General features: G+C 70.2%; 18 protein-coding genes. 12 read left to right on the top strand and 6 right to left on the bottom strand.

The window, feature by feature from the left end:
- Positions 1–20: 20 nt before the first annotated feature.
- Complete coding sequence (locus ACLJRM_RS02365) at positions 21–1,058, top strand: FecCD family ABC transporter permease (protein ID WP_101613174.1); 1,038 nt, start codon at positions 21–23, stop codon at positions 1,056–1,058.
- Here the strand turns inward: ACLJRM_RS02365 and ACLJRM_RS02360 are convergent.
- Positions 1,039–1,890 (bottom strand): DMT family transporter, encoded by an 852-nt coding sequence (locus ACLJRM_RS02360; protein ID WP_101607555.1) that lies wholly within the window; start codon positions 1,888–1,890, stop codon positions 1,039–1,041. The genes ACLJRM_RS02365 and ACLJRM_RS02360 overlap by 20 nt on opposite strands.
- A gap of 41 nt (positions 1,891–1,931) precedes the next feature.
- On the opposite strand from ACLJRM_RS02360, the gene ACLJRM_RS02355 reads away from it, so the two are divergent.
- The 3 genes from ACLJRM_RS02355 (at position 1,932) to ACLJRM_RS02345 (ending at position 4,380) form a co-directional block, all read left to right on the top strand.
- Complete coding sequence (locus ACLJRM_RS02355) at positions 1,932–2,456, top strand: DinB family protein (RefSeq protein WP_410662091.1); 525 nt, start codon at positions 1,932–1,934, stop codon at positions 2,454–2,456.
- 17 nt (positions 2,457–2,473) lie between these two features.
- A complete protein-coding gene (locus tag ACLJRM_RS02350) occupies positions 2,474–3,184 on the top strand; it encodes an MBL fold metallo-hydrolase (RefSeq protein WP_410662090.1) in 711 nt (236 codons plus the stop codon).
- An 86-nt stretch (positions 3,185–3,270) separates the two neighbouring features.
- Complete coding sequence (locus tag ACLJRM_RS02345; protein ID WP_410662089.1) at positions 3,271–4,380, top strand: LLM class flavin-dependent oxidoreductase; 1,110 nt, start codon at positions 3,271–3,273, stop codon at positions 4,378–4,380.
- Here ACLJRM_RS02345 and ACLJRM_RS02340 read toward each other — a convergent pair.
- The 4 genes from ACLJRM_RS02340 to ACLJRM_RS02325 all read right to left on the bottom strand — a co-directional run bounded on the left by ACLJRM_RS02340 (position 4,363) and on the right by ACLJRM_RS02325 (position 8,500).
- Positions 4,363–4,950: a class F sortase gene (locus tag ACLJRM_RS02340; protein WP_410662088.1), complete on the bottom strand. Its 588-nt coding sequence runs from the start codon at positions 4,948–4,950 to the stop codon at positions 4,363–4,365. The two genes, ACLJRM_RS02345 and ACLJRM_RS02340, sit on opposite strands and share 18 nt — an antisense overlap.
- Positions 4,940–5,782, bottom strand: a complete 843-nt coding sequence (locus ACLJRM_RS02335; RefSeq protein WP_410662087.1) for a DUF4397 domain-containing protein — start codon at positions 5,780–5,782, stop codon at positions 4,940–4,942. The genes ACLJRM_RS02340 and ACLJRM_RS02335 overlap by 11 nt, the downstream gene beginning before the upstream one ends.
- Before the next feature lie 24 nt (positions 5,783–5,806).
- On the bottom strand, positions 5,807–7,642 hold the full coding sequence (locus ACLJRM_RS02330) for a glycosyl transferase (protein ID WP_410662086.1): 1,836 nt from the start codon (positions 7,640–7,642) through the stop codon (positions 5,807–5,809).
- A gap of 90 nt (positions 7,643–7,732) precedes the next feature.
- On the bottom strand, positions 7,733–8,500 hold the full coding sequence (locus ACLJRM_RS02325; protein ID WP_410662085.1) for an IclR family transcriptional regulator: 768 nt from the start codon (positions 8,498–8,500) through the stop codon (positions 7,733–7,735).
- 41 nt (positions 8,501–8,541) lie between these two features.
- On the opposite strand from ACLJRM_RS02325, the gene ACLJRM_RS02320 reads away from it, so the two are divergent.
- Both ACLJRM_RS02320 and dmpG read left to right on the top strand, forming a co-directional pair.
- Entirely contained in the window at positions 8,542–9,444 is a 903-nt protein-coding gene (locus ACLJRM_RS02320; RefSeq protein ID WP_101607562.1) for an acetaldehyde dehydrogenase (acetylating), read from the top strand.
- Positions 9,441–10,475 (top strand): 4-hydroxy-2-oxovalerate aldolase, encoded by a 1,035-nt coding sequence (dmpG, locus tag ACLJRM_RS02315; RefSeq protein ID WP_410662084.1) that lies wholly within the window; start codon positions 9,441–9,443, stop codon positions 10,473–10,475. The genes ACLJRM_RS02320 and dmpG overlap by 4 nt, the downstream gene beginning before the upstream one ends.
- On the opposite strand, the gene ACLJRM_RS02310 is transcribed toward dmpG, so the two are convergent.
- A complete protein-coding gene (locus tag ACLJRM_RS02310; protein WP_410662083.1) occupies positions 10,466–11,059 on the bottom strand; it encodes a TetR/AcrR family transcriptional regulator in 594 nt (197 codons plus the stop codon). The genes dmpG and ACLJRM_RS02310 overlap by 10 nt on opposite strands.
- 102 nt (positions 11,060–11,161) lie before the next feature.
- On the opposite strand from ACLJRM_RS02310, the gene ACLJRM_RS02305 reads away from it, so the two are divergent.
- The 6 genes from ACLJRM_RS02305 (at position 11,162) to ACLJRM_RS02280 (ending at position 19,038) form a co-directional block, all read left to right on the top strand.
- On the top strand, positions 11,162–12,082 hold the full coding sequence (locus ACLJRM_RS02305; RefSeq protein WP_410662082.1) for an oxygenase MpaB family protein: 921 nt from the start codon (positions 11,162–11,164) through the stop codon (positions 12,080–12,082).
- Positions 12,083–12,094: 12 nt separating this feature from the next.
- Complete coding sequence (locus tag ACLJRM_RS02300; RefSeq protein ID WP_101607566.1) at positions 12,095–13,120, top strand: LLM class F420-dependent oxidoreductase; 1,026 nt, start codon at positions 12,095–12,097, stop codon at positions 13,118–13,120.
- A gap of 182 nt (positions 13,121–13,302) precedes the next feature.
- Positions 13,303–15,324 carry a neutral/alkaline ceramidase gene (locus tag ACLJRM_RS02295; RefSeq protein ID WP_410662081.1) on the top strand — a complete coding sequence of 674 codons (2,022 nt, stop codon included), beginning with the start codon at positions 13,303–13,305 and terminating at the stop codon, positions 15,322–15,324.
- A gap of 17 nt (positions 15,325–15,341) precedes the next feature.
- Entirely contained in the window at positions 15,342–16,301 is a 960-nt protein-coding gene (locus ACLJRM_RS02290; RefSeq protein ID WP_101607568.1) for a sphingomyelin phosphodiesterase, read from the top strand.
- Between the two features lie 35 nt (positions 16,302–16,336).
- On the top strand, positions 16,337–17,641 hold the full coding sequence (locus ACLJRM_RS02285) for an MFS transporter (protein ID WP_101607569.1): 1,305 nt from the start codon (positions 16,337–16,339) through the stop codon (positions 17,639–17,641).
- Positions 17,638–19,038, top strand: a complete 1,401-nt coding sequence (locus ACLJRM_RS02280) for a pyridoxal phosphate-dependent decarboxylase family protein (protein ID WP_410662080.1) — start codon at positions 17,638–17,640, stop codon at positions 19,036–19,038. The genes ACLJRM_RS02285 and ACLJRM_RS02280 overlap by 4 nt, the downstream gene beginning before the upstream one ends.
- Positions 19,039–19,103: the final 65 nt, after the last annotated feature.

Here is a 19,103-nt window from a genome sequence, read left to right as displayed (position 1 = left end):
CGATCAAGGAGCACCCACCGATGAGCACCCGCGTCCTGCGCACCCCGGGCGGCGGACTTTCCCTGCGGGTCACCCCGAGGGCGGCGATCGTCGTCGTCGTGCTGGCCGTCGCCGTGTTCTTCGTCGGCGCGGTCAGCATGACCACCGGCGACTACCCGCTGTCCGTCGGCGAGGTCATCCAGACGCTGTTCGGTTTCGGCGACCGGAGCACCGAGTTCATCGTGACCACCCTGCGGCTGCCGCGGCTGCTGACCGCGCTGCTGGTCGGCGGCGCGCTCGCGGTCAGTGGCGCGATCCTGCAGAGTCTTTCCGGGAATCCCTTGGGCAGCCCCGATTTCATCGGCTTCACCGAAGGCGCCGCAGCCGGCGCGCTGCTGACGATCGTCGTGGTGCACGGCGGGATGCTCCAAGTCTCTTTCGGCGCGCTGGTCGGCGGAGTGGTGACAGCGGCGCTGATCGCGCTGCTCGCGTTCAAACGCGGCGTGCACGCCTTCCGGCTGATCCTCGTCGGGATCGGCGTGAACGCGATGCTCATCGCGTTCAACTCCTACCTGATCACCCGGGCCGCCCAGCAGGACGGCCTGGCGGCGCAGGCCTGGCTGGTCGGCGGGCTGAACGGACGCGGCTGGGAGCACGTCGTCCCGGTGGCGATCGCGATCGCCGTCCTGCTCCCGCCCGCCTTCGTCTACGGCAGAAGGCTTTCCCTGCTGGAGATGGGCGACGACTCGGCCAAGGGGCTCGGCGTGCCGGTCGAACGGAGCAGGCTGGTGCTCCTCGGTGTCAGCGTCGGGCTGTGTTCGATCGCGACGGCGGCCGCCGGTCCGATCGCGTTCCTGGCCCTCGCCGCGCCTCAGCTGGCGAAACGGCTCACGCGCTCGTCCGGACCCGGGCTCGCCGCGGCCGCGCTGATGGGCATGCTCCTGCTGGTGATGAGCGACCTGATCACCCAGCAGTTGTTCGCCGGGCTGCCCGTCGGTCTCGTGACCGGGGCGATCGGCGGGCTGTACCTGGCCTGGCTGCTGGTGTCCCGGCGCGGGGTCAGCCGGTCTGCGCGCTGACCGGCTCGATCGGCGCGGGTTCGCCGAAGCGGGCGAGCGCCAGCGCCGCCGAAACCGCGAGGGCGAACCCGACCACCGCCACGGCCGCGAAGCCGGGCCTCGTGGTGTCGCCCAGCACGATCACGCCGACCAGGGAAGGGAAGACGGTCTCGCCGATCACCATCATCGCGGTCGAGGTGGTGACACTGCCCCGCTGCAGCGCGGTGGCGTAGAACAACATCGCCAGCGCGCCCGCCACGGCGAGCGTGTAGGTGGCCGGGTCGGTCAGCAGGTCCAGCGGGGCGAGGCTGGTGAGCACGCGGCCGGAAAGGGCGACCACGCCGAAGCACAGCCCGGCGATCAGGCCCAGCGCCGGTGTCCGGATCCGCCGCGGCGCGCGGCCGGCGAGCATCCCGGCGGTGCCGAGCACGATCACCGCGCCCACCAGCACGAGCCGGAAGCCCAGCCCGGTCGCCGCCGAGCCCTCGCTCTCCGCCGACATGCCGAGCAGCGCGAGCCCGGCGCAGACGACCGCCACCGCCGTCCACTCGCGACGTCCCAATCGGACACCGAGCGTCCGCGCCGCGACCGCCGTCACGGCGAGGCTTCCCGCCAGCGCGGCTTGGACCACGAACAGCGGCAGCACGCGCAGGGCGGCGAGCTGCGCGACGAAACCGACGACGTCCAGCGCGAGGCCCGCGACGAACTTCCATTGCCGCAGCACGCGGACGAGGAGCTTGGGGTCGACACGATCTTCGTCACCGGAAGTCGCCTTCGCGGCTATCGCCTGCATCACCGAAGCGACGCCGTACGCACAGGCCGCGAAGAACGCGCAGACAAGTCCCCACCACATGGAGAGTCAGCCTAGTCCTGTCCGATGTGTAAGGTGGTCGGATGTCGAACACGAGTTCGAGTGTCGCCGGGCCGGTGGATCGGTCCTGGCCGGACGCCATCGCCGAAGACGAGGCCGGGATCCAGTGGGACTTCCTGCGCTTCCTCCGCGCCACCGCGGTGAACAAGGTCGCGGGGCTGACCAGGGAACAGGCGGCCGCGACGCCGTTGCCCGCGTCCCCGAGGACGAGCGCGCTGGGAGTGCTCAAACACCTGACCGCGGTGGAGCGCTGGTGGCTTTCGATCGAGGCGGGCGGCGCAGACCTGCCGTCGCTGTGGGAAGGCTCACCGGATCCGAGCTGGGACCTGACCGACGCGGACGACCCGCGCTCGGTCGTCGAGGCCTACCGGGCCGAGTGGGCGTTTTCGGAGTCGTCGCTGGCCGGGGTCTCGCCGGACGAGCGGGCGCGCCGGTCGGGGAAGTTCACCGTCCGATGGGTGCTCGCGCACGTCCTGCAGGAGACCGCGCGGCACGTCGGGCACCTGGACGTCTTGCGGGAGCTGGCCGACGGCACGGTCGGCGAATAGCGCCGTAAGGTGTGCGCATGGCTGACAGGCTGTACTTCCGGCAGTTGCTCGCGGGCCGTGACTTCGCGGTGGGGGATCCGGTCGCGACGCAGATGGTCAACTTCGCTTACCTGATCGGCGACAGAGAGACGAACGAGGCCGTCGTCGTCGACCCGGCGTACGCCGTGGGTGATCTGCTCGACCTGCTGGAATCCGACGGCATGCGGCTCACCGGCGTCCTCGCCACGCATCACCACCCCGACCACGTCGGCGGCGAGATGATGGGCTTCTCACTGCCCGGGATCGCCGAACTGCTGGAGCGGGTCCAGGTGCCGATCCACGTCAACGGCGCGGAAGCCGAATGGGTCCGCCGCACCACCGGCGTCTCCGGAGCCGATCTGCGCTCGCACGAACACGACGAGGTCCTCGAGGTCGGCGCGGTGCCGATCCGCCTGTTGCACACGCCGGGACACACGCCCGGCAGCCAGTGCTTCCTCGTCGACGGCCGGCTCGTCTCGGGTGACACGTTGTTCCTCGAAGGCTGCGGACGGACCGACTTCCCCGGCGGTGATGCGGAAGCGATCTACCGGAGCCTGCAGTGGCTCGCCGGACTGGACGGGGATCCGGTCGTCTACCCGGGACACCAGTACTCGGCCGAACCGTCGGCGAACCTTTCACGAGTGAAGGACACGAACTTCGTGTTCCAGCCGAAGTCTCCGGACGAATGGCGGCGGATGTTCGGCGGCTGAGCGAGGCGGGGCGGCGGGCGTCCAGATCGCGGGACGCGAGGCCCGCCGATTGACCCGGCCCGCCCCGGAAGCCGAAGCTCGGAACCGTGACGCTCAAGCTGCATTGGTTCCTGCCCACCACCGGGGACGGCCGGACGATCGTGGAGCACTTCCACGCCAGTCGCGACGCCGGCGCGACCGCGGCCCGCGAGCCGAGTCTCGAGTACCTCGCCCAGGTCGCCCGCGCCGCCGAAGCCAACGGTTTCGAAGGGGTCCTGACCCCGACCGGGACCTGGTGCGAGGACGCCTGGCTGACGACCGCGGCGCTGATCCGCGAGACGAGAACCCTCAAGTTCCTGGTCGCGTTCCGACCAGGGACGGTCTCGCCGACGCTCGCCGCGCAGATGGCCGGGACGTTCCAGCGGATCTCGCAGGGCCGCGTGCTGCTCAACGTCGTCACCGGCGGCGACGCGGTCGAGCAGCGCCGCTTCGGCGACTGGCACGACCACGACCAGCGCTACGCCCGCACCGGCGAGTTCCTCGAGATCGTGCGAGGAGTGTGGAGCGGCAAGCCGTTCGACTTCGACGGCGAGCACCTGAAAGTCGAGGGCGCGACCTCGCGCGCGGCCCCGGACCCGGTTCCGCCGATCTACTTCGGGGGCTCGTCCGCAGCGGCGCTGCCGATCGCGGCCAGGCACGCCGACGTCTACCTGACCTGGGGCGAGCCGCCCGCGCAGGTCGCCGAGAAGATCGCGAAGGTCCGTGAGCTCGCCGAGGAACAGGGCCGGAAGCTCCGCTTCGGCATCCGGCTGCACACGCTTTCCCGTGACACGTCGGCGGAGGCCTGGGCCGAGGCGGGCAAACTGCTGGACGCGATCGACCCCGAGCGGATCGCCCACACCCAGAAACAGCTGTCCGCCAGTGAGTCCGTCGGTCAGCAGCGCATGGCGGCGTTGAACAAGGGGAACACCGACGGCGGCGTCCGCGGGCTGGAGATCCACCCGAACCTGTGGGCCGGGATCGGTCTGGTGCGTGGCGGCGCGGGTACGGCGCTGGTCGGCAGTCACCGTGAGGTCGCCGATCTCATCGAGGAGTACCACGCCCACGGCATCGAGGAGTTCGTCCTCTCCGGATACCCGCACCTGGAGGAGGCGTACTGGTTCGGCGAGGGCGTCCGGCCCGAGTTGGTGCGCAGGGGACTAGTCCCAGCGCTGTGAGGCGTACACGACGACGTTGTCCCGATAGGACCGTTTCGCCGCGTCGAAGCTTCCACCACAGGTGATCAACCGGAGTGCGCTCCCCGGCGCGGGCCCGTAGACGGCCTGCGTCGGGAACTCGTTCTTCGGGTAGCGCTGGACCGAGTCGACCCGGAACACGACGTCGCCTCCGTCGGACCGCGAGACCCGCACTTCGTCGCCGGAGTGCAGTTCGCGCAGGCGGAAGAACGGCGCCGGTCCCGTGCGCGAGTCGACGTGCGCGGCGAGGACGGCGGGGCCGGGGTCGCCCGGCACCGGACCGTCCTCGTACCAGCCGACGTCGGAGAACCGTTCGGGCGCCTGGAGTTCGCCCGCGGCGCCGAGCGCGAGCGGGATCAGCCCGGTCTGGTCGAACCCGATCGCCGGGATGGTCAGCCGGACCGGCGACACCTCGGCCCTCGCTGGGAGCGGAAGCGGGCCGGACACCGCGGGCGCGACCGTCGCCGCCGGGGGCGGAGGGGCCGCGGCGGGCGCGCAAGCGGTGAGCGAGGCGAGTCCTAAGAGGACGAATACGACACGGTCAGCGATCATGCGCCGGGCGCCGCCGGATCGCCAGGAGAGCCAGCGCGGCCAGCACCGGGAGCGCCGCGAAAGCCCACCATGGCAAGGAATCCGAGGACGTCCCGCCGCCACCGGTCTCGACGCCGAGCTTCGGCGGGTCCGGCAGGGTGGCGCCGTCGGCGATCGGCTGGGTCTTCAGTCCGGTTCCGTTCTCCGTCACCAGCAGGCTGGTGGTCGACCCGGCCTTGACGTCCACTGTGGACTCCGACGTAGCGCTGTTGGAGGTCAGCTTCAGCGGCCAGCGTCCTTCGGGGAGGTCGATGTAGGGCGTCGTGACACCGTACGCGGCCTCGCTCGCCACGGTTTTCCCGTCCGGCCCGGCGATGCTCACCGGGGTCAGCGCGGCCGAACCCTGGACGACGCGCACCCGCCCGCTGCCCGCCGCGGGCGCGGTCAGGTCGTCCTGGACCAGATCGCCCTTCAGACCGCCGCCGGGTCCGTTCGCGAACACCAGCAGGGAGTACGCGCTCGCTTCCTTGATCTCGATCGTCGCGCTCAGCGCGGGCGGAGAGGACGCGGCCGCGTCGGCGGGCCGCATCGAAACGGTGTACGCGCCGGGAGCCACCGAGGAGTACGGCGTCACCGCGCCGTAGCCCGCCTTGCGGACGACGACCTTCTCCGGCTTCCCGAAAGCGGCGAAGTAGACGTCGACCGGCGGGACCTTGGGGGAGAGGTGCCCGACGCGGATCCAGCCGACACCCGGACCGGGGGCGGCGTTCGCCGTGAGCGGCACACCGCCGAGCAGCAGCAGGGCTGCGGCGAGCACGCCGGCGGGTCTCAGCAAAGCCGTGAGGGGACGCATGGCGGGGACCTTTCGTTGCCGGGATCAGGGCGCGGAGAACGGCGTGAGCAGCCCGGGCGGCGGGAACAGCGGGTACGTCACGAGCACCCCGCCCGGCACCCGGGTGACGGACGCGGGTTCGAAGGTGGCGCGCTGGCCTGTGTAGAAGTCGGCGATGGCGGCTTCGTCGTTACCGGAGACGACCAGACGGCGCAGCGGCTGACCTGCGGCGACTTCGCCGGTGGCGGAAGGGAAGTCGACCAGGCGGACGGGCTGGAACGTGGCGAGGGCGGCCACGGTGGCGATGAGCCGGGGGTCGACCTGGCCCGCGCTCAGCGCGTCGCGAGTGCGCCCCTCGCACTGAACCTGTTTCGACGACGCCAAGGCCGCACCGGCGCGGGTGCGCGCTCCGGACTCCTCGGTCTCGCCGAGCGGATCCGCGGATTCGCCGACGCGGGAGACGGTGACCGCGTCCGGTCCCGAGCCGAAGACGGCGACCTTGGCGGTACCGGCGAGAAACGCCGACGCTGCCGGGAAACGCGGTCCGTCGCGTTGCCCGGAGGGAGTCAGCACGGCCCACTCCGGGGTCGCGCAGGTCGCCGCGCAGGAGCCGATCGTGATCAGGGAACCGGTCGGCCAGCCGTGTGCGGCGAGTTCGGTCCAGCTCGCGTCGTCGACCAGGACGACGGCGCCGGAAGCATTGTCCCACAACCAATCCCGTGCCTGCGTGAGCGCGACCCCGCCGGACGGCGCCGAGCTCAGCCTGCCGAAACCGTGCACCCAGCCGGCGACCGAAACGAGGGTCAGCACCGCGGCCAGCACGAGAGCGGACACGGGATGGCGCATCGGGACCAGGCGGTGCCCGGCTGGCCGCCTGCCCACCGCGACCGTGGCCGCGACCTCGGCGATGAGCAGCGGGGTCAGCGGGACCAGGAGTGCGAGAGGGAGTTCGACGGGGATCGCGGGCAAGGCGAGGACAGCGGCGATCAGCAGCGCCGACACGGCGAGCGGACGGGTGCGGGGCAGGACCATCCCGGCGACGATCGCGACCATCGACAGCACGACGAACACCGGATCCAGCGCGACCCAGGCGGCGATCCCCGGCGGCCCTGGTTCGGGTAGTTCCGGGCGCAGCGCCGGGCCCGCCGGGCCGAAAGCGATGCCGAGACCGAGCGTGAACACCACGGCGGTGAACGCGACCCGCGAGTCCTCGCGCCGCCGGACCAGCAGCCAGCCCGCCGCGGGCAGCGCCAGCAAGGCCAGCGGTGCCGTGAGCACGGCCGCGAGCAGGCACAACGCGGCCAGGACGTCATGCCATGGCCGTGCTCGCTCGCGGGGTGTCGCGGCGAGGACGAGGGCGGCCAGCACCCAGGTGACGGCGAGATGCTCGACGATCGCCACCCGCTGCAGCCCGATCGCGAGCGGAGACACCGCCATCAGCACGACGGCCGTGGTCGCCGCCCAGAACGGCAGGCCCAGCCGCCGCGCGAGGATCCACAGCAGGACCGCGCACAGCACGGCCGCGACGACCATCGTCTCGCGGACCGCCGTGACCGGGACGAGGTTCCGCTCGAACGCTCGCGACACCAGCGCGTACCCGGCGAGCTGCGCCCAGCCGAACGGTGACGTCCCGGTGCCGCCGGTGCCGGTGAAGGAAGTGAGGTGGCTCAGGGCGAAGACGTGGGCGACGGTCGCCGGTTCGGTGGCAGGAGCAGGTGCCGTCGACGCCAGATCGAGGACGCGCACGCCGCCGGTGACCACGAGGAGGGTGAGGACGACGTCGATGGACAGCAGGCGCCTGGCGGCCGTCTCCACCCGGCGACGGCCGTCGATACTGGCGGGGGCTCGGCCCGGTGGCGCGTCCCCCCGGTGCTGGGCCACCCGCGAAAGCGTAGTCCCGGAATCCCGCTCCGGTAAGGGTTCGCGACTGCTCCATCCGGGCGCGAAAACCTTGCGGCCGTGGAGAATTTCTTACAAAGTACGGGACAGCGCCAACGCGGCCGTGCGGACGGCGGGCGCGACGCGGTTGGTGTGCATGCGATTCGCCCAGCCGGAGATCGACAACGCCGCCACCGCAACGCCTTTCGCGTCGAGCAACGGGCTCGCGGCGCAGACGACGCCGACGCCGGACTCCTCCCGTTCGAACGCGATCCCGTCGCCGCGCACCTTGGCGAGCTGACGGCGCAGAAGGCCGGCGGCGGTGATCGTCCGGACGCTGACGCGGGGCAATCCAGCATCGATCACTTGTGCCACAACGGATTCCGGAGAGAACGCGAGGATCGCTTTCCCGACGCCGGTGGCGTGCGCGGGAAAACGGCCGCCGATCCTGGACGGCAGCGACGGTGCGTCCGGTCCGCGCAGGATGTCGAGATAGACGACCTCGGTGCCTTCCAGGACCGCGAGATGCACGGTGTTCCGGGTCGCCTCGCGAAGATCGGCGAGGTACGGGCGTGCCGCCTCGACCAGCCCACGGCGCCGTACCGCCAGTTGGCCTATCTCGAACAGCTTCAGCCCGAGCCGCAGCGCCGAGTCCTCGCGTTCGAGCAGCCCGGTCGCGACCAGGTGACCGGTGAGCCGGTGGACGGTCGACTTCGCCAGTCCGGTCCGCCGCGCCAGCTCGGAAACGCCGAGGGCGTCGTCGCCGGGCCGGAAGGCCGAGAGCAGCGCGGTGACACGGGCGGCGACGAGGCCGTCCGCTCCGGTTCGTTCCGGGTCGTCGTTCCGCCCAGCGGCACGCATGGGTTGAGTGTGCCCTATCCGCTCGGGAAGCGTCACCTGACATGGCGCAACGGAAAGCGGTGGCCGCGATCGTCGGTCCCGGGAACATCGGAACCGACCTGCTCGCGAAGCTGAGGCGCAGCGACCACGTCGAGGTGCGGTACATGGTCGGCGTCGACCCGGACTCGGACGGGCTGGCGAAGGCCGCCGAACTGGGTTTGGAGACGTCCGCCGGGGGCGTCGACTGGCTGCTGTCCCGCGACGAACTGCCGGACCTGGTGTTCGAAGCGACCTCGGCGAAGGCGCACCTGGCGAACGCGCCGCGCTACGCCACCGCCGGGATCCGCGCGATCGACCTGACCCCGGCCGCGGTCGGCCCGTTCACCTGCCCCGCCGTGGGCCTGCCCGAACGGCTGGACGTGCCGAACGTCAACCTCATCACCTGTGGCGGCCAGGCCACCATCCCGATCGTGCAAGCGGTGTCCCGGGTGACGCCGGTGCCCTACGCCGAGATCGTCGCGTCCGTTTCGTCCCGCTCGGCCGGGCCCGGCACCCGGGCGAACATCGACGAGTTCACCGCGACGACCGCGCGCGGGATCGAGCTCGTCGGGGGAGCGAGCCGGGGCAAGGCGATCATCATCATCAACCCCGTCGAACCGCCGATGATCATGCGCGACACGGTGTTCTGCGCGATCGACCCCGACGCGGACTTCGACGCGGTGACCGAATCCGTCCACCGGATGGTCGAGACCGTCCAGGGATACGTGCCGGGCTACACGCTCAAGGCGGATCCCCAGTACGACCCACCCCGGCAGGGCTGGAGCGGGCAGGCACGGGTCGCGGTCTTCCTGGAGGTCGCCGGCAACGGGGACTTCCTGCCGAAGTACGCCGGGAACCTCGACATCATGACCGCCGCGGCCGCCCGCGTCGGCGACCTGCTGGCCACTCAGGGGGTGGCGGCGTGAAGTGGGACGAGATCGATCGCGCGGTCCGGCTGGTCGACACGAGCCTGCGCGACGGCAGCCACGCGATGGCGCACCAGTTCACCGAGAAGAACGTGCGCGACACCGTCCGGGCACTGGACGACGCCGGGATCTCGCTGATCGAGGTCAGCCACGGCGACGGGCTCGGCGGCTCGACGTTCAACTACGGCTTTTCCCTGGTCGACGAACGGAAGCTGATCGCCGCCGCGGTCGACGAAGCACGTCACGCGAAGATCGCGGTGCTGCTCCTGCCGGGACTCGGCACGGTCGGGGACCTGCGGGCGGCGGCCGACCTCGGCGCGGGCGCGGTCCGGATCGCGACCCACTGCACCGAGGCCGACGTCTCCGTCCAGCACTTCGGCGCGGCACGGGACCTCGGGCTGGAGACGGTCGGTTTCCTGATGCTGTCCCATATGTCCACGCCGGAGGCGCTGGCGAAACAGGGCCGGATCATGGTCGACGCCGGTTGCCAGTGCGTGTACGTCGTCGACTCCGCGGGCACGCTGATCCTGGAGGACGCGGGCGACCGGGTCGCCGCGCTGGTGGCGGAATTCGGGGACCAGGCGCAGGTCGGCTACCACGGGCACCAGAACCTGAGCTTCGGCGTCGCGAACTCGGTGCTCGCCTACCGCGCGGGCGCCCGGCAGATCGACGGCTCGCTCGTGGCGCTCGGCGCAGGCGCGGGGAACTCGCCGACCGAGGTCCTCGCGGCGACGTTCGAACGGCTCGGGATCCGCACCGGCGTCGACAAGGACGTGCTGATGGACGCGGCCGAGAACGTCGTGAAGCCCTACATCACGCGGCTGCCGGTGATGGACCGGTCGTCGATCGTGCAGGGCTTCGCGGGGGTGTACTCGAGTTTCCTGCTGCACGCGGAGCGCGCCGCCGAGCGGTACGACGTCCCGGCGCACGAAATCCTTTACCGCGTCGGTGCCGCGAAGTACGTGGGCGGGCAGGAGGACATGATCATCGACATCGCCCTGCAACTGGCCGCCGAGCGGGATCAGGGCTGAGCGTCGGCGCCGAGCACGAGGCGGACGCAATGGTCGATCAGGCGCTCGCGGCTCACCTTGAGCGAGCCGTCGAGATAGGCGATGAACACGTTGCTCAGCGCGCCGACCAGCCCGATCGAGATCATCTGTCGTTCGGCCGCGTCACCGTGGGACAACTGCCCGCTGACCAGTTCCGCGAACGAGGGGAGGAGCGCGACCCCGCGCGTGGTCAGCGCGGGATCGGTGATCGGCGCGAGGAGGAGCACTCGGCCCTTGCGCGGGTCGTCGAGCATCAATCCGACGAACGCGCGAACAGCGGCCTTCGCCCGTTCCGCGGGTTCGGCCGTGTCGCTGACGGCGTCGACGAGGGCCTGTCGCGCCTGCTCGGCGATGTGCTCGTAGACCGCGACGACCAGTTCCTCGCGATCGGTGAAGCTCTCGTAGAAGTACCGCTCGGTCAGCTTGGCGTGACGGCACACCGCGCGGACGCTCACCCCGGCGCTGCCCTGGGTGCCGAGCAGGTCGAGGCCCGCGTCGACGAGCTGTCCCCGCCGCGCGGCCTTGCGGTCGTCCAGGGTCGTGCCTGCCCAGCTGCGGCCGGCCATGATCGGCTCCTCGTCCTGAATGCGATGTTGACTACGGCCGTTGTCAACTTTAACCTGACAACAGTTGTGGTCAATTTAACCAGCTCATTGAGGAGACCGGGGATGACGCAGCCGCGGCCGCTGGGACCGGATTCGCTGACCTGGAAGTACTTCGGCGACTGGCGTGGGCTGCTCATCGCGCTCTGGGCCGGATCCATGCAGAACATGCACCCCGAGCTGGGCGCGGGCGTCGAGGAGCATTCGCGGTTCTTCGAGGAGCGCTGGCAACGGCTGTTCCGCTCGCTGTACCCGATCGGGGGAGTGATCTACGACGGCCCGCGCGCCCGGCAGACCGCGCTGGAAGTGCGCGGTTACCACGATCGGATCAAGGGCATCGACAAACACGGGCGCCGCTATCACGCGCTCAACCCGGACACCTTCTATTGGGCGCATTCGACGTTCTTCATGAGCGCGATCCTCATCGCCGACAACTTCGTCGGCGGTATCGGCGAGGCCGAGAAGCGGAAGCTGTTCGACGAGCATGTCCAGTGGTACGAGATGTACGGCATGAGCATGCGGCCGGTGCCGGAGTCGTGGGAGGACTTCCAGCTGTACTGGAAGCGCATGTGCGAGGACGTCCTGGAGGACAACAAGGCCACGCGCGACGTCCTCGACATCAAAGAGCTCCCGAAACCGCATTTCCTGCCGTGGCTGCCGGATTTCGCGTGGAAGCTCGTGCGCGGGCAGGTCGCGCGCAACTTCGTCTGGCTGACCGTCGGCTTGTACGACCCGCCGATCCGCGAACGGCTCGGGTACACCTGGACCGAACGCGACGAACGACGGCACCGGCGGACCGGGAAACTGATCAACGCGGCGTTCAGGCTGGTCCCGCGGGATCGTCGCTACCACCCTCGCGCCAGGGCGGGCTGGCGCCGGGAGCGTGGCGAACTGGCCACGGACGCGCCGTTGGTCGAGACTCCCGCGAGGAACCTTCCGCCGCTTTCGGAGCGGGGCAAACCCGAGCACTACTCGCCGAACGTCTGATTAGGAGCCTCGATGAAGCTGGGTTACCACCTCGGTTACTGGTCCTCCGGTCCGCCCGAGGGCGCGCTGGACGCGGTGCTGAAGGCCGAAGAACTCGGCTTCGATTCCGTGTGGACCGCCGAGGGCTACGGTTCGGACGCCTTCACCCCGCTCGCCTGGTGGGGCGCGTCGACCAGCCGGATCAAGCTCGGCACCAACATCGTCCAGATGTCGGCGCGCACCCCGACCGCGACGGCCATGCACGCGCTGACCCTGGACCATCTGTCCGGCGGCCGGTTCGTGCTCGGGCTCGGCGCGTCCGGGCCGCAGGTGGTCGAAGGCTGGTACGGGCAGCCCTATCCGAAGCCGCTGGCCCGAACCCGCGAGTACGTCGACATCGTGCGGAAGGTCGTCGCGCGTGAGGCGCCGGTGACCCACGACGGGCAGCATTTCCAGTTGCCGCTGCAGGGCGGAACCGGGCTCGGCAAGGCATTGAAGTCCACAGTGCACCCGTTCCGCAAGGAGATCCCGATCTTCCTCGCCGCCGAGGGGCCGAAGAACGTGGCGCTGTCGGCGGAGATCTGTGACGGCTGGCTCCCGCTGTTCTTCTCGCCCAAGAGCGACGCCTTCTACCGGACGGCGCTGCAAGAGGGCTTCTCGCGCCCGGAAGCCAGGCACGGTTTCGACGACTTCGAGGTCGCGGCGTCCGTCCCGGTGCTCGTCCACGACGACGTCGAGGAGGCCGCGAGCTGGATCAAGCCGTCGCTGGCGCTCTACATCGGTGGCATGGGGGCGAAATCGGTCAACTTCCACCACGACGTCTTCGCCCGGATGGGGTACGAGGACGTCGCCGACAAGGTCCAGGAGCTGTATCTGGCCGGGCGCAAGGACGAAGCGATCGCCGCGATCCCGACGTCGCTGGTCGAGGACACCTCGCTGATCGGGCCCGCGGAGAAGATCCGCGACGAACTGGCCGCTTGGGAGGAAACCGTGGTGACCACCTTGCTGCTGAGGGGCGATGCCGCCACGCTCGCGAAGGTCGCCGACACCCTCTCTTAGCTGGAGCTGAAGGACGCTTTCCCCGCATCCCATGCGGGGAAAGCGTCCTTCGCCGCGTCGCATGCGGGGAAAGCGCCCTTCAGCCCCCGGCCGTTCGTGGGTTGCGACCGTGAGGCCCATCACGTAGCGTCCCCGCCACGAACATGAAGTCGGTTCATGTTCGTGGCCGGGAGGTGCATCTCATGGCGGTGAGCCGGAGGCGGGTTCTTGCGGGTGCGGCGGCCTTGCCGGTCGCGGCGGGCGTGCTCGGTGCCCAGAGCGCGCGGGCGGAAACGCCGCGGCAGCAGGGTTTCCGCGTCGGCGTCGGCATCTCCGATGTCACCGGCCCGGCGGCCGAGAACGGCATGATGGGCTACTCGATGCCGCAACAGCAGACCGCCGGCATCCACCTCCGCACCCGGGCCAGGGCCTTCGTGGTCGACGACGGCGCCAAGCGGATCGCGTTCGTCACGGCCGACCTCGGCGCCCTGTTCCAGTCCGTCCACCAGGGCGTGATGCGCAAGCTCAAAGCCGCCTACGGCGAGCTCTACACCGAGCAGAACGTGCTCCTCAACGCGACGCACACCCACTCCGCGTGCGGCGGCGATTCCCACTACGCCGCCTACGATCTGGCGATCCTCGGGTTCCAGCAAGAGGTCTACGACGCCGTCGTCGACGGGATCTTCGAGGCGATCAGCCGGGCGCACGCGAACCTCGCACCCGGGTCGATCCGGCTCGGCCGCGCGGAACTGACCAAGGCGAGCGTCAACCGCTCCCGCAAGGCCTTCGACCTGAACCCGCAGGCGGACAAGGACCATTTCCCGCTGGCGATCGACCCGGCCGTCACGGTGCTGCGGTTCAGTCAGAACGGCGCCGACGTCGGCGCGATCAGCTGGTTCGCCACGCACGGCACGTCGATGAGCAACGGCAACCACCTGATCAGCGGCGACAACAAGGGGTACGCCGCCTACGAGTGGGAGCACGACCACGCCGGCGTGCGCTACCTCGACGGGAATCCGCGGTTCGTCGCCGCGTTCCCGCAGACCAACACCGGCGACATGAGCCCGAACCTGAATCTCTCGCCGGGGACGCCGGAGACGGAGTTCGAGAACACCCGCACCATCGGCGACCTCCAGTTCCGCGCGGCGAAGAGCGCCTTCGACGCGGCCGCCGAAGCCGTGACGGGCGGTGTCGATCACCGGATGTGCTACGTCGACATGTCCGACGTCGCGGTCGACGCGAAGTACACGCCGAACGGGCGGCCGCAGCACACCTGCACGGCCGCGATCGGGGTCTCGATGCTGGCGGGGAGCCGTGAAGACGGCCCCGGCCTGCCGCTCCCCGAAGGCGTGAAGAACCCGTTCATCGACTGGCTCGGCGGCATCGACGCGCCGATCCCGCAGGCGCTCGCCGACGCGCAGGCGCCGAAGGTGGTCGCCGTCCCGTTCGGCGCGATGAAGCCGTACCCGTGGACGCCGGAGGTCCTGCCGCTGCAGATCGTCCGGATCGGACAGCTGCACCTCGTGGCCGTGCCCGCCGAACTGACGATCGTGTCCGGGCTGCGCCTGCGCCGGACCGTCGCCGCGGAACTCGGCGTCCCCCTGGAGAACGTGCTCGTCCAGGGTTACTCCAACGCCTACAGCCAGTACGTCACCACGCCCGAGGAATACGACTCGCAGCAGTACGAAGGCGCGTCGACCCTCTACGGCCGGTACACGCTTCCCGCCTACCAGCAGGAATTCGCCAAACTCGCGGCCGCGATGAAGACGGGCCGGACCGTGCCGCACGGGCCGACGCCGCGCGACCTGCGCGGCAAGCTGATCAACTTCCAGCCAGGCGTCGTCTTCGACAGCGCGCCCGTGTTCAAGTCCTTCGGCGACGTCCTTAGCGACGCGAAGAGCACCTACGCGCGCGGCGAGCAGGTCGCCGTCGAGTTCGTCACCGGCCATCCGAAGAACGACCTCCGGCGCGGCGGCACGTTCCTGGAGATCCAGCGGCTGGTGGACGGCAAGTGGACCCGGCACGCCGACGACGGCGACTGGGACACGAAGTACCACTGGGCGAGGACTTTCGTCGCCGAATCGAAAGCCGTCGTCCACTGGAAGATCCCCGCGAACGCCCCGATCGGCAAATACCGCGTGGTCCACTTCGGCAACTGGAAGAACGGCTGGAACGGGGCGATCTCCGCGTTCAGCGGGACTTCCCGGACGTTCGTCGTCTCCTGACATCGGAAGGGTCATTCGTGCGGAAGCTCGCCGTGCTCGCCATCGCCGCCGCCATGTTCGCCGGAACCGCCGTCCCCGCCCAAGCCGCGGTCTCGGTGAAGGTCATGGCGTTCAACATCTGGCAGCTGCCGTGGATCGCCAGCCCGAACACCTCGGACAAGCAGGCGAGGGCCCGCGCGGCCGAGGCCGTCATCCGCGCGAACGACGCCGACGTCGTCGTCCTGGACGAGGCGTTCAGCGCGCAGGCGGAGGAGATGCGGAACCGGCTGAAGGACGTCTGGCCGCACCAGACCCCGCTCGTCGGCCAGTACTGCAAGACGTCGCCGGGCTGGACCACGGTCAACGGCAACTGCTCGAATTCACCCATCGTGGTCAACGGCGGGGTCACCGTGCTGAGCAAGGCGCCGGTGACCGAACAGCACCAGCTGGTCTTCCGCAATTCCTACTCGGGCACGGCGGACTACCTGTCCAACAAGGGCGCCGCGCTCGCGCGGCTGGTCGTGAACGGGAAGCCGCTCTGGATCGCGGGCACCCACATGCAGGCCGACGAGGGACCGGAGACGCTGCCGAAGGCGCACGACATCCGGATGGCCCAACTGGGCGAGATCAGGGACCTGGTCACGAAATACGCGCCTGTCGGCGAGCCGGTCGTGATCGCCGGCGATCTGAACATCGAGTACTGGGCGGGACAGGCGCGCAAGGACGCGCAAGGCCGGACCCAGGTCCAGCAGGGCGAAGCCTTCCTCGGCGGCGTCCTCCGCACGGCCGGCGCAGGCGCGTACACCTTCGACGCCGCGACGAACCCGAACGCCGCGAAGTCCGTTCCGGCGACTTACCGGGACTCGCTCGACTACGTCGGAGCCGTGCAGGCGGGCGGCCGCCCACTCGCCGCTGTCGGCCCGGTACAGCTCGTGCATTACGACGGTGGCACGATTCCCTCCGACCACTACCCGGTGGTGGCCAAGATCCAATACTGAGGCCTTCATCGGGAGAATCGCCTCGAGGAGGATCATTGGCAGCCCTGCCAGCACGGACGAGGTATCGCTACTCGCTCGGCTCGTTCGTCACCGGCCCGTTCGGGACGGTTCCCGGCTTGCTCCTCCTGAAGTACCTCACCGACACGATGGGCGTCGCGGCGGGCGTGGCCGGCCTGATCGTGTTCGTTCCCAAGGCATGGGACGTGCTCTTCAACCCGATCGCGGGCAGGCTGTCGGACGCGGACATGGTCCGCACCGGCAGTCGCCGCCGGTTCCTGCTCTTCGGCGGCATCGGCGTCTCGATCCTCTTCGCGGCCCTCTTCGCGCATCCGGGCTTCGGCGGCCCGGTGCCCGACGCGATCTACGTCGTCGTCGTGTTCCTGTTGTGCGCCACCGCGTACGCGTTCTTCCAGGTGCCGTTCAACGCGCTGCCCGCCGAGCTGACGGACTCGGCGGACGAGCGGACGAAACTGACCAGCATCCGGATCGGGTTCCTCGCGGTCGCCATCCTGATCTGCGGCGGCGGGGCCCCGGCGATCACCGAACTCGTCGGCGGGATCGCGGGCTACCGGGTGATGGGCGTGTTCATCGCCGTGATCATCCTGCTCGCGACGCTCGGCGTGTACTTCGGGCTGAAGGACGCGCCGGTCGGCGCGCTGCGGCCGAACACCGTCAGCCCGCGTGAGCTGTTCCGGACGCTCGCGCAGTGGCGGCCGTTCCGCTGGTTGCTGAGCGTCTACTTCATCCAGGCGCTCGGCATCGGCACCGTGCTGGCCGCGATCCCGTTCTTCGCCGAGCGGATCCTCGGCAGCTCCGGCTACTCGACGCTCCTGTTCGTCGGTTTCGTCGGCCCGGCACTCCTGACCATGCCGCTGTGGCCCAAACTCGGCGCGACCGTGGGGAAGCTGACCGGGTTCCGGCTCGCCACCACCGCGTTCGCCATCGGGCTCCTCGGCCTGCTCGGCGCCAAGGTGTTCACGATCCCCGTCACGATGGTGTTCGTCGCCTTCTGCGGTGTCGGGTACGCGGGGATCTCGGTGTTCCCGCTGGCGATCCTGCCGGACCTGATCAGCGACGAGGAGGAGCGGACCGGTGAGACCAGGGCCGGGGTCGCCGCCGGTGTCTGGACGGCGTCGGAGACGCTCGGACTCGCGCTCGGGCCGGGGATCTGGGGCCTGGTGCTGCAGTTCGGTGGCTATCAGTCCGGCCTCGGCGCGGACGCCGTGCAGCCGGACAGCGCGCTCACGGCGATCCTGTTCGGCGCGTCGATCCTGCCCGCCGTGCTGATCGCGCTCGGCATCCCGCTGCTGCGCAAGTCGGTGCTGGAGCGCCGGTCGTGACCGCCGAGGACATCCTCCGGGAGCTGCGGGAACTGCGCGCGGGGGACCTGCCGACACACGGTGGCCGGACACTCGCCTATGTCTACGACAGCGGTCTGTCCGAAGTGGACGAACTCGGCGCCGCGGCGCACGCGCTGGCGTCGTCGGCCAACGGCCTCGATCCGACAGCCTTTCCCAGCCTGCTGCGGATGGAGAACGACCTCGTCGGCACCGCCGCGCGCCTGCTCGGCGGAACGGCGGAGACGGTCGGTTCGGTGACCTCGGGCGGCACGGAGTCGTGCATGCTCGCCGTCCTGGCCGCCCGCGACGCGCGTCCGGACGTGGCGTCGCCGAGCATCGTGCTGCCCACGACCGCGCACGCCGCGTTCCACAAGGCGGCGCACTTCTTCGGGGTCCGCGTGGTGGCGGTGCCGGTCGATCCGGTGACCTTCCGCGCCGTGCCCGAAGCGATGGCCGCGGCCGTCGACGACACCACGGTGCTCGTCGTGGCGAGCGCGCCGTCGTACGCGCACGGCGTCCTCGACCCGATCCCGGAGATCGCCGCGCTGCTGGACGGCGTCCGGTTCCACGTCGACGCCTGCATCGGCGGCTGGGTGCTGCCGTACCTGGAGCCCGGTCCGTTCGGCTTCGACGTTCCCGGTGTCACCAGTGTGTCGGTGGATCTGCACAAGTACGCCTACTGCCCGAAGGGCGTGTCGGTTCTCCTGCACGCCGACGCGGGACTGCGCCGGCCGCAGTACTTCGCCAGCGCCGATTGGCCCGGCTACACGATGCTGAACACCACGTTGCAGAGCACCCGTTCGGGTGGTCCGCTCGCCGCGGCGTGGGCGGTCGTGCGCCATGTCGGCGACGAGGGCTACGTGAAGCTGGCTTCGGCCGCGCGTGCGGCGGCCGTCGAAATCCGCGCCGGAATCGAGGCGCTGGACGGATTGCGTGTCCTCGGCGATCCGGTGTCGACCCTGCTCGCGTTCACCGTGGAGCCCGGCGCGGGGTTCGACCTGTTCACCGTCGCGGACGAGATGCGCGAGCGCGGCTGGTACGTCCAGCCCCAGTTCGCCCACGAGTCGTCGCCCGCGAACCTGCACCTGACCGTGACCGCGGCGAACCGGGGCATCGAAAAGGAGTTCCTGGACAGCCTCGCCGCTTCGGTCGTGGCCGCCAAGGAGTCCGGACCGGTCGTCGTCGACCCACAGGTGGCGGAGTTCGTCGCCGCGCTGGCCCCCGCGACCTTGACGCCGGAGCAGTTCGCCGGGCTGCTGGCGGCCGCGGGGCTCGGCGGCGACGCGGGACTGCCCACCCGGATGGCGGAGATCAACGCCTTGCTGGCCACGGCACCCGGTCCGCTGCGGGAACGGCTCCTGCTGGAGTTCCTCGGCGCGCTGTACACGGCTTCCTGATCCGGCCTTGACGCAATCAGTCGGTTGCTATACAAAGTTATAGCAACCGACTGATTGCTACTTGA

The organism is Amycolatopsis sp. lyj-84 (assembly GCF_046549075.1).
Taxonomy (GTDB): domain Bacteria; phylum Actinomycetota; class Actinomycetes; order Mycobacteriales; family Pseudonocardiaceae; genus Amycolatopsis.
The sequence above is the reverse complement of the archived record's forward strand: the minus strand, read 5'-3'. Positions and strand labels throughout refer to the sequence as shown.

What these genes read in the sequence shown, in the direction of transcription:
- ACLJRM_RS02365 (WP_101613174.1), top strand. Translation starts at nt 21, where the DNA reads ATGAGCACCCGCGTCCTGCGCACCCCGGGCGGCGGACTTTCCCTGCGG.
- ACLJRM_RS02360 (WP_101607555.1), bottom strand. Translation starts at nt 1,890, where the DNA reads ATGTGGTGGGGACTTGTCTGCGCGTTCTTCGCGGCCTGTGCGTACGGC.
- ACLJRM_RS02355 (WP_410662091.1), top strand. Translation starts at nt 1,932, where the DNA reads ATGTCGAACACGAGTTCGAGTGTCGCCGGGCCGGTGGATCGGTCCTGG.
- ACLJRM_RS02350 (WP_410662090.1), top strand. Translation starts at nt 2,474, where the DNA reads ATGGCTGACAGGCTGTACTTCCGGCAGTTGCTCGCGGGCCGTGACTTC.
- ACLJRM_RS02340 (WP_410662088.1), bottom strand. Translation starts at nt 4,950, where the DNA reads ATGATCGCTGACCGTGTCGTATTCGTCCTCTTAGGACTCGCCTCGCTC.
- ACLJRM_RS02335 (WP_410662087.1), bottom strand. Translation starts at nt 5,782, where the DNA reads ATGCGTCCCCTCACGGCTTTGCTGAGACCCGCCGGCGTGCTCGCCGCA.
- ACLJRM_RS02325 (WP_410662085.1), bottom strand. Translation starts at nt 8,500, where the DNA reads ATGCGTGCCGCTGGGCGGAACGACGACCCGGAACGAACCGGAGCGGAC.
- ACLJRM_RS02320 (WP_101607562.1), top strand. Translation starts at nt 8,542, where the DNA reads ATGGCGCAACGGAAAGCGGTGGCCGCGATCGTCGGTCCCGGGAACATC.
- ACLJRM_RS02310 (WP_410662083.1), bottom strand. Translation starts at nt 11,059, where the DNA reads ATGGCCGGCCGCAGCTGGGCAGGCACGACCCTGGACGACCGCAAGGCC.
- ACLJRM_RS02305 (WP_410662082.1), top strand. Translation starts at nt 11,162, where the DNA reads ATGACGCAGCCGCGGCCGCTGGGACCGGATTCGCTGACCTGGAAGTAC.
- ACLJRM_RS02300 (WP_101607566.1), top strand. Translation starts at nt 12,095, where the DNA reads ATGAAGCTGGGTTACCACCTCGGTTACTGGTCCTCCGGTCCGCCCGAG.
- ACLJRM_RS02295 (WP_410662081.1), top strand. Translation starts at nt 13,303, where the DNA reads ATGGCGGTGAGCCGGAGGCGGGTTCTTGCGGGTGCGGCGGCCTTGCCG.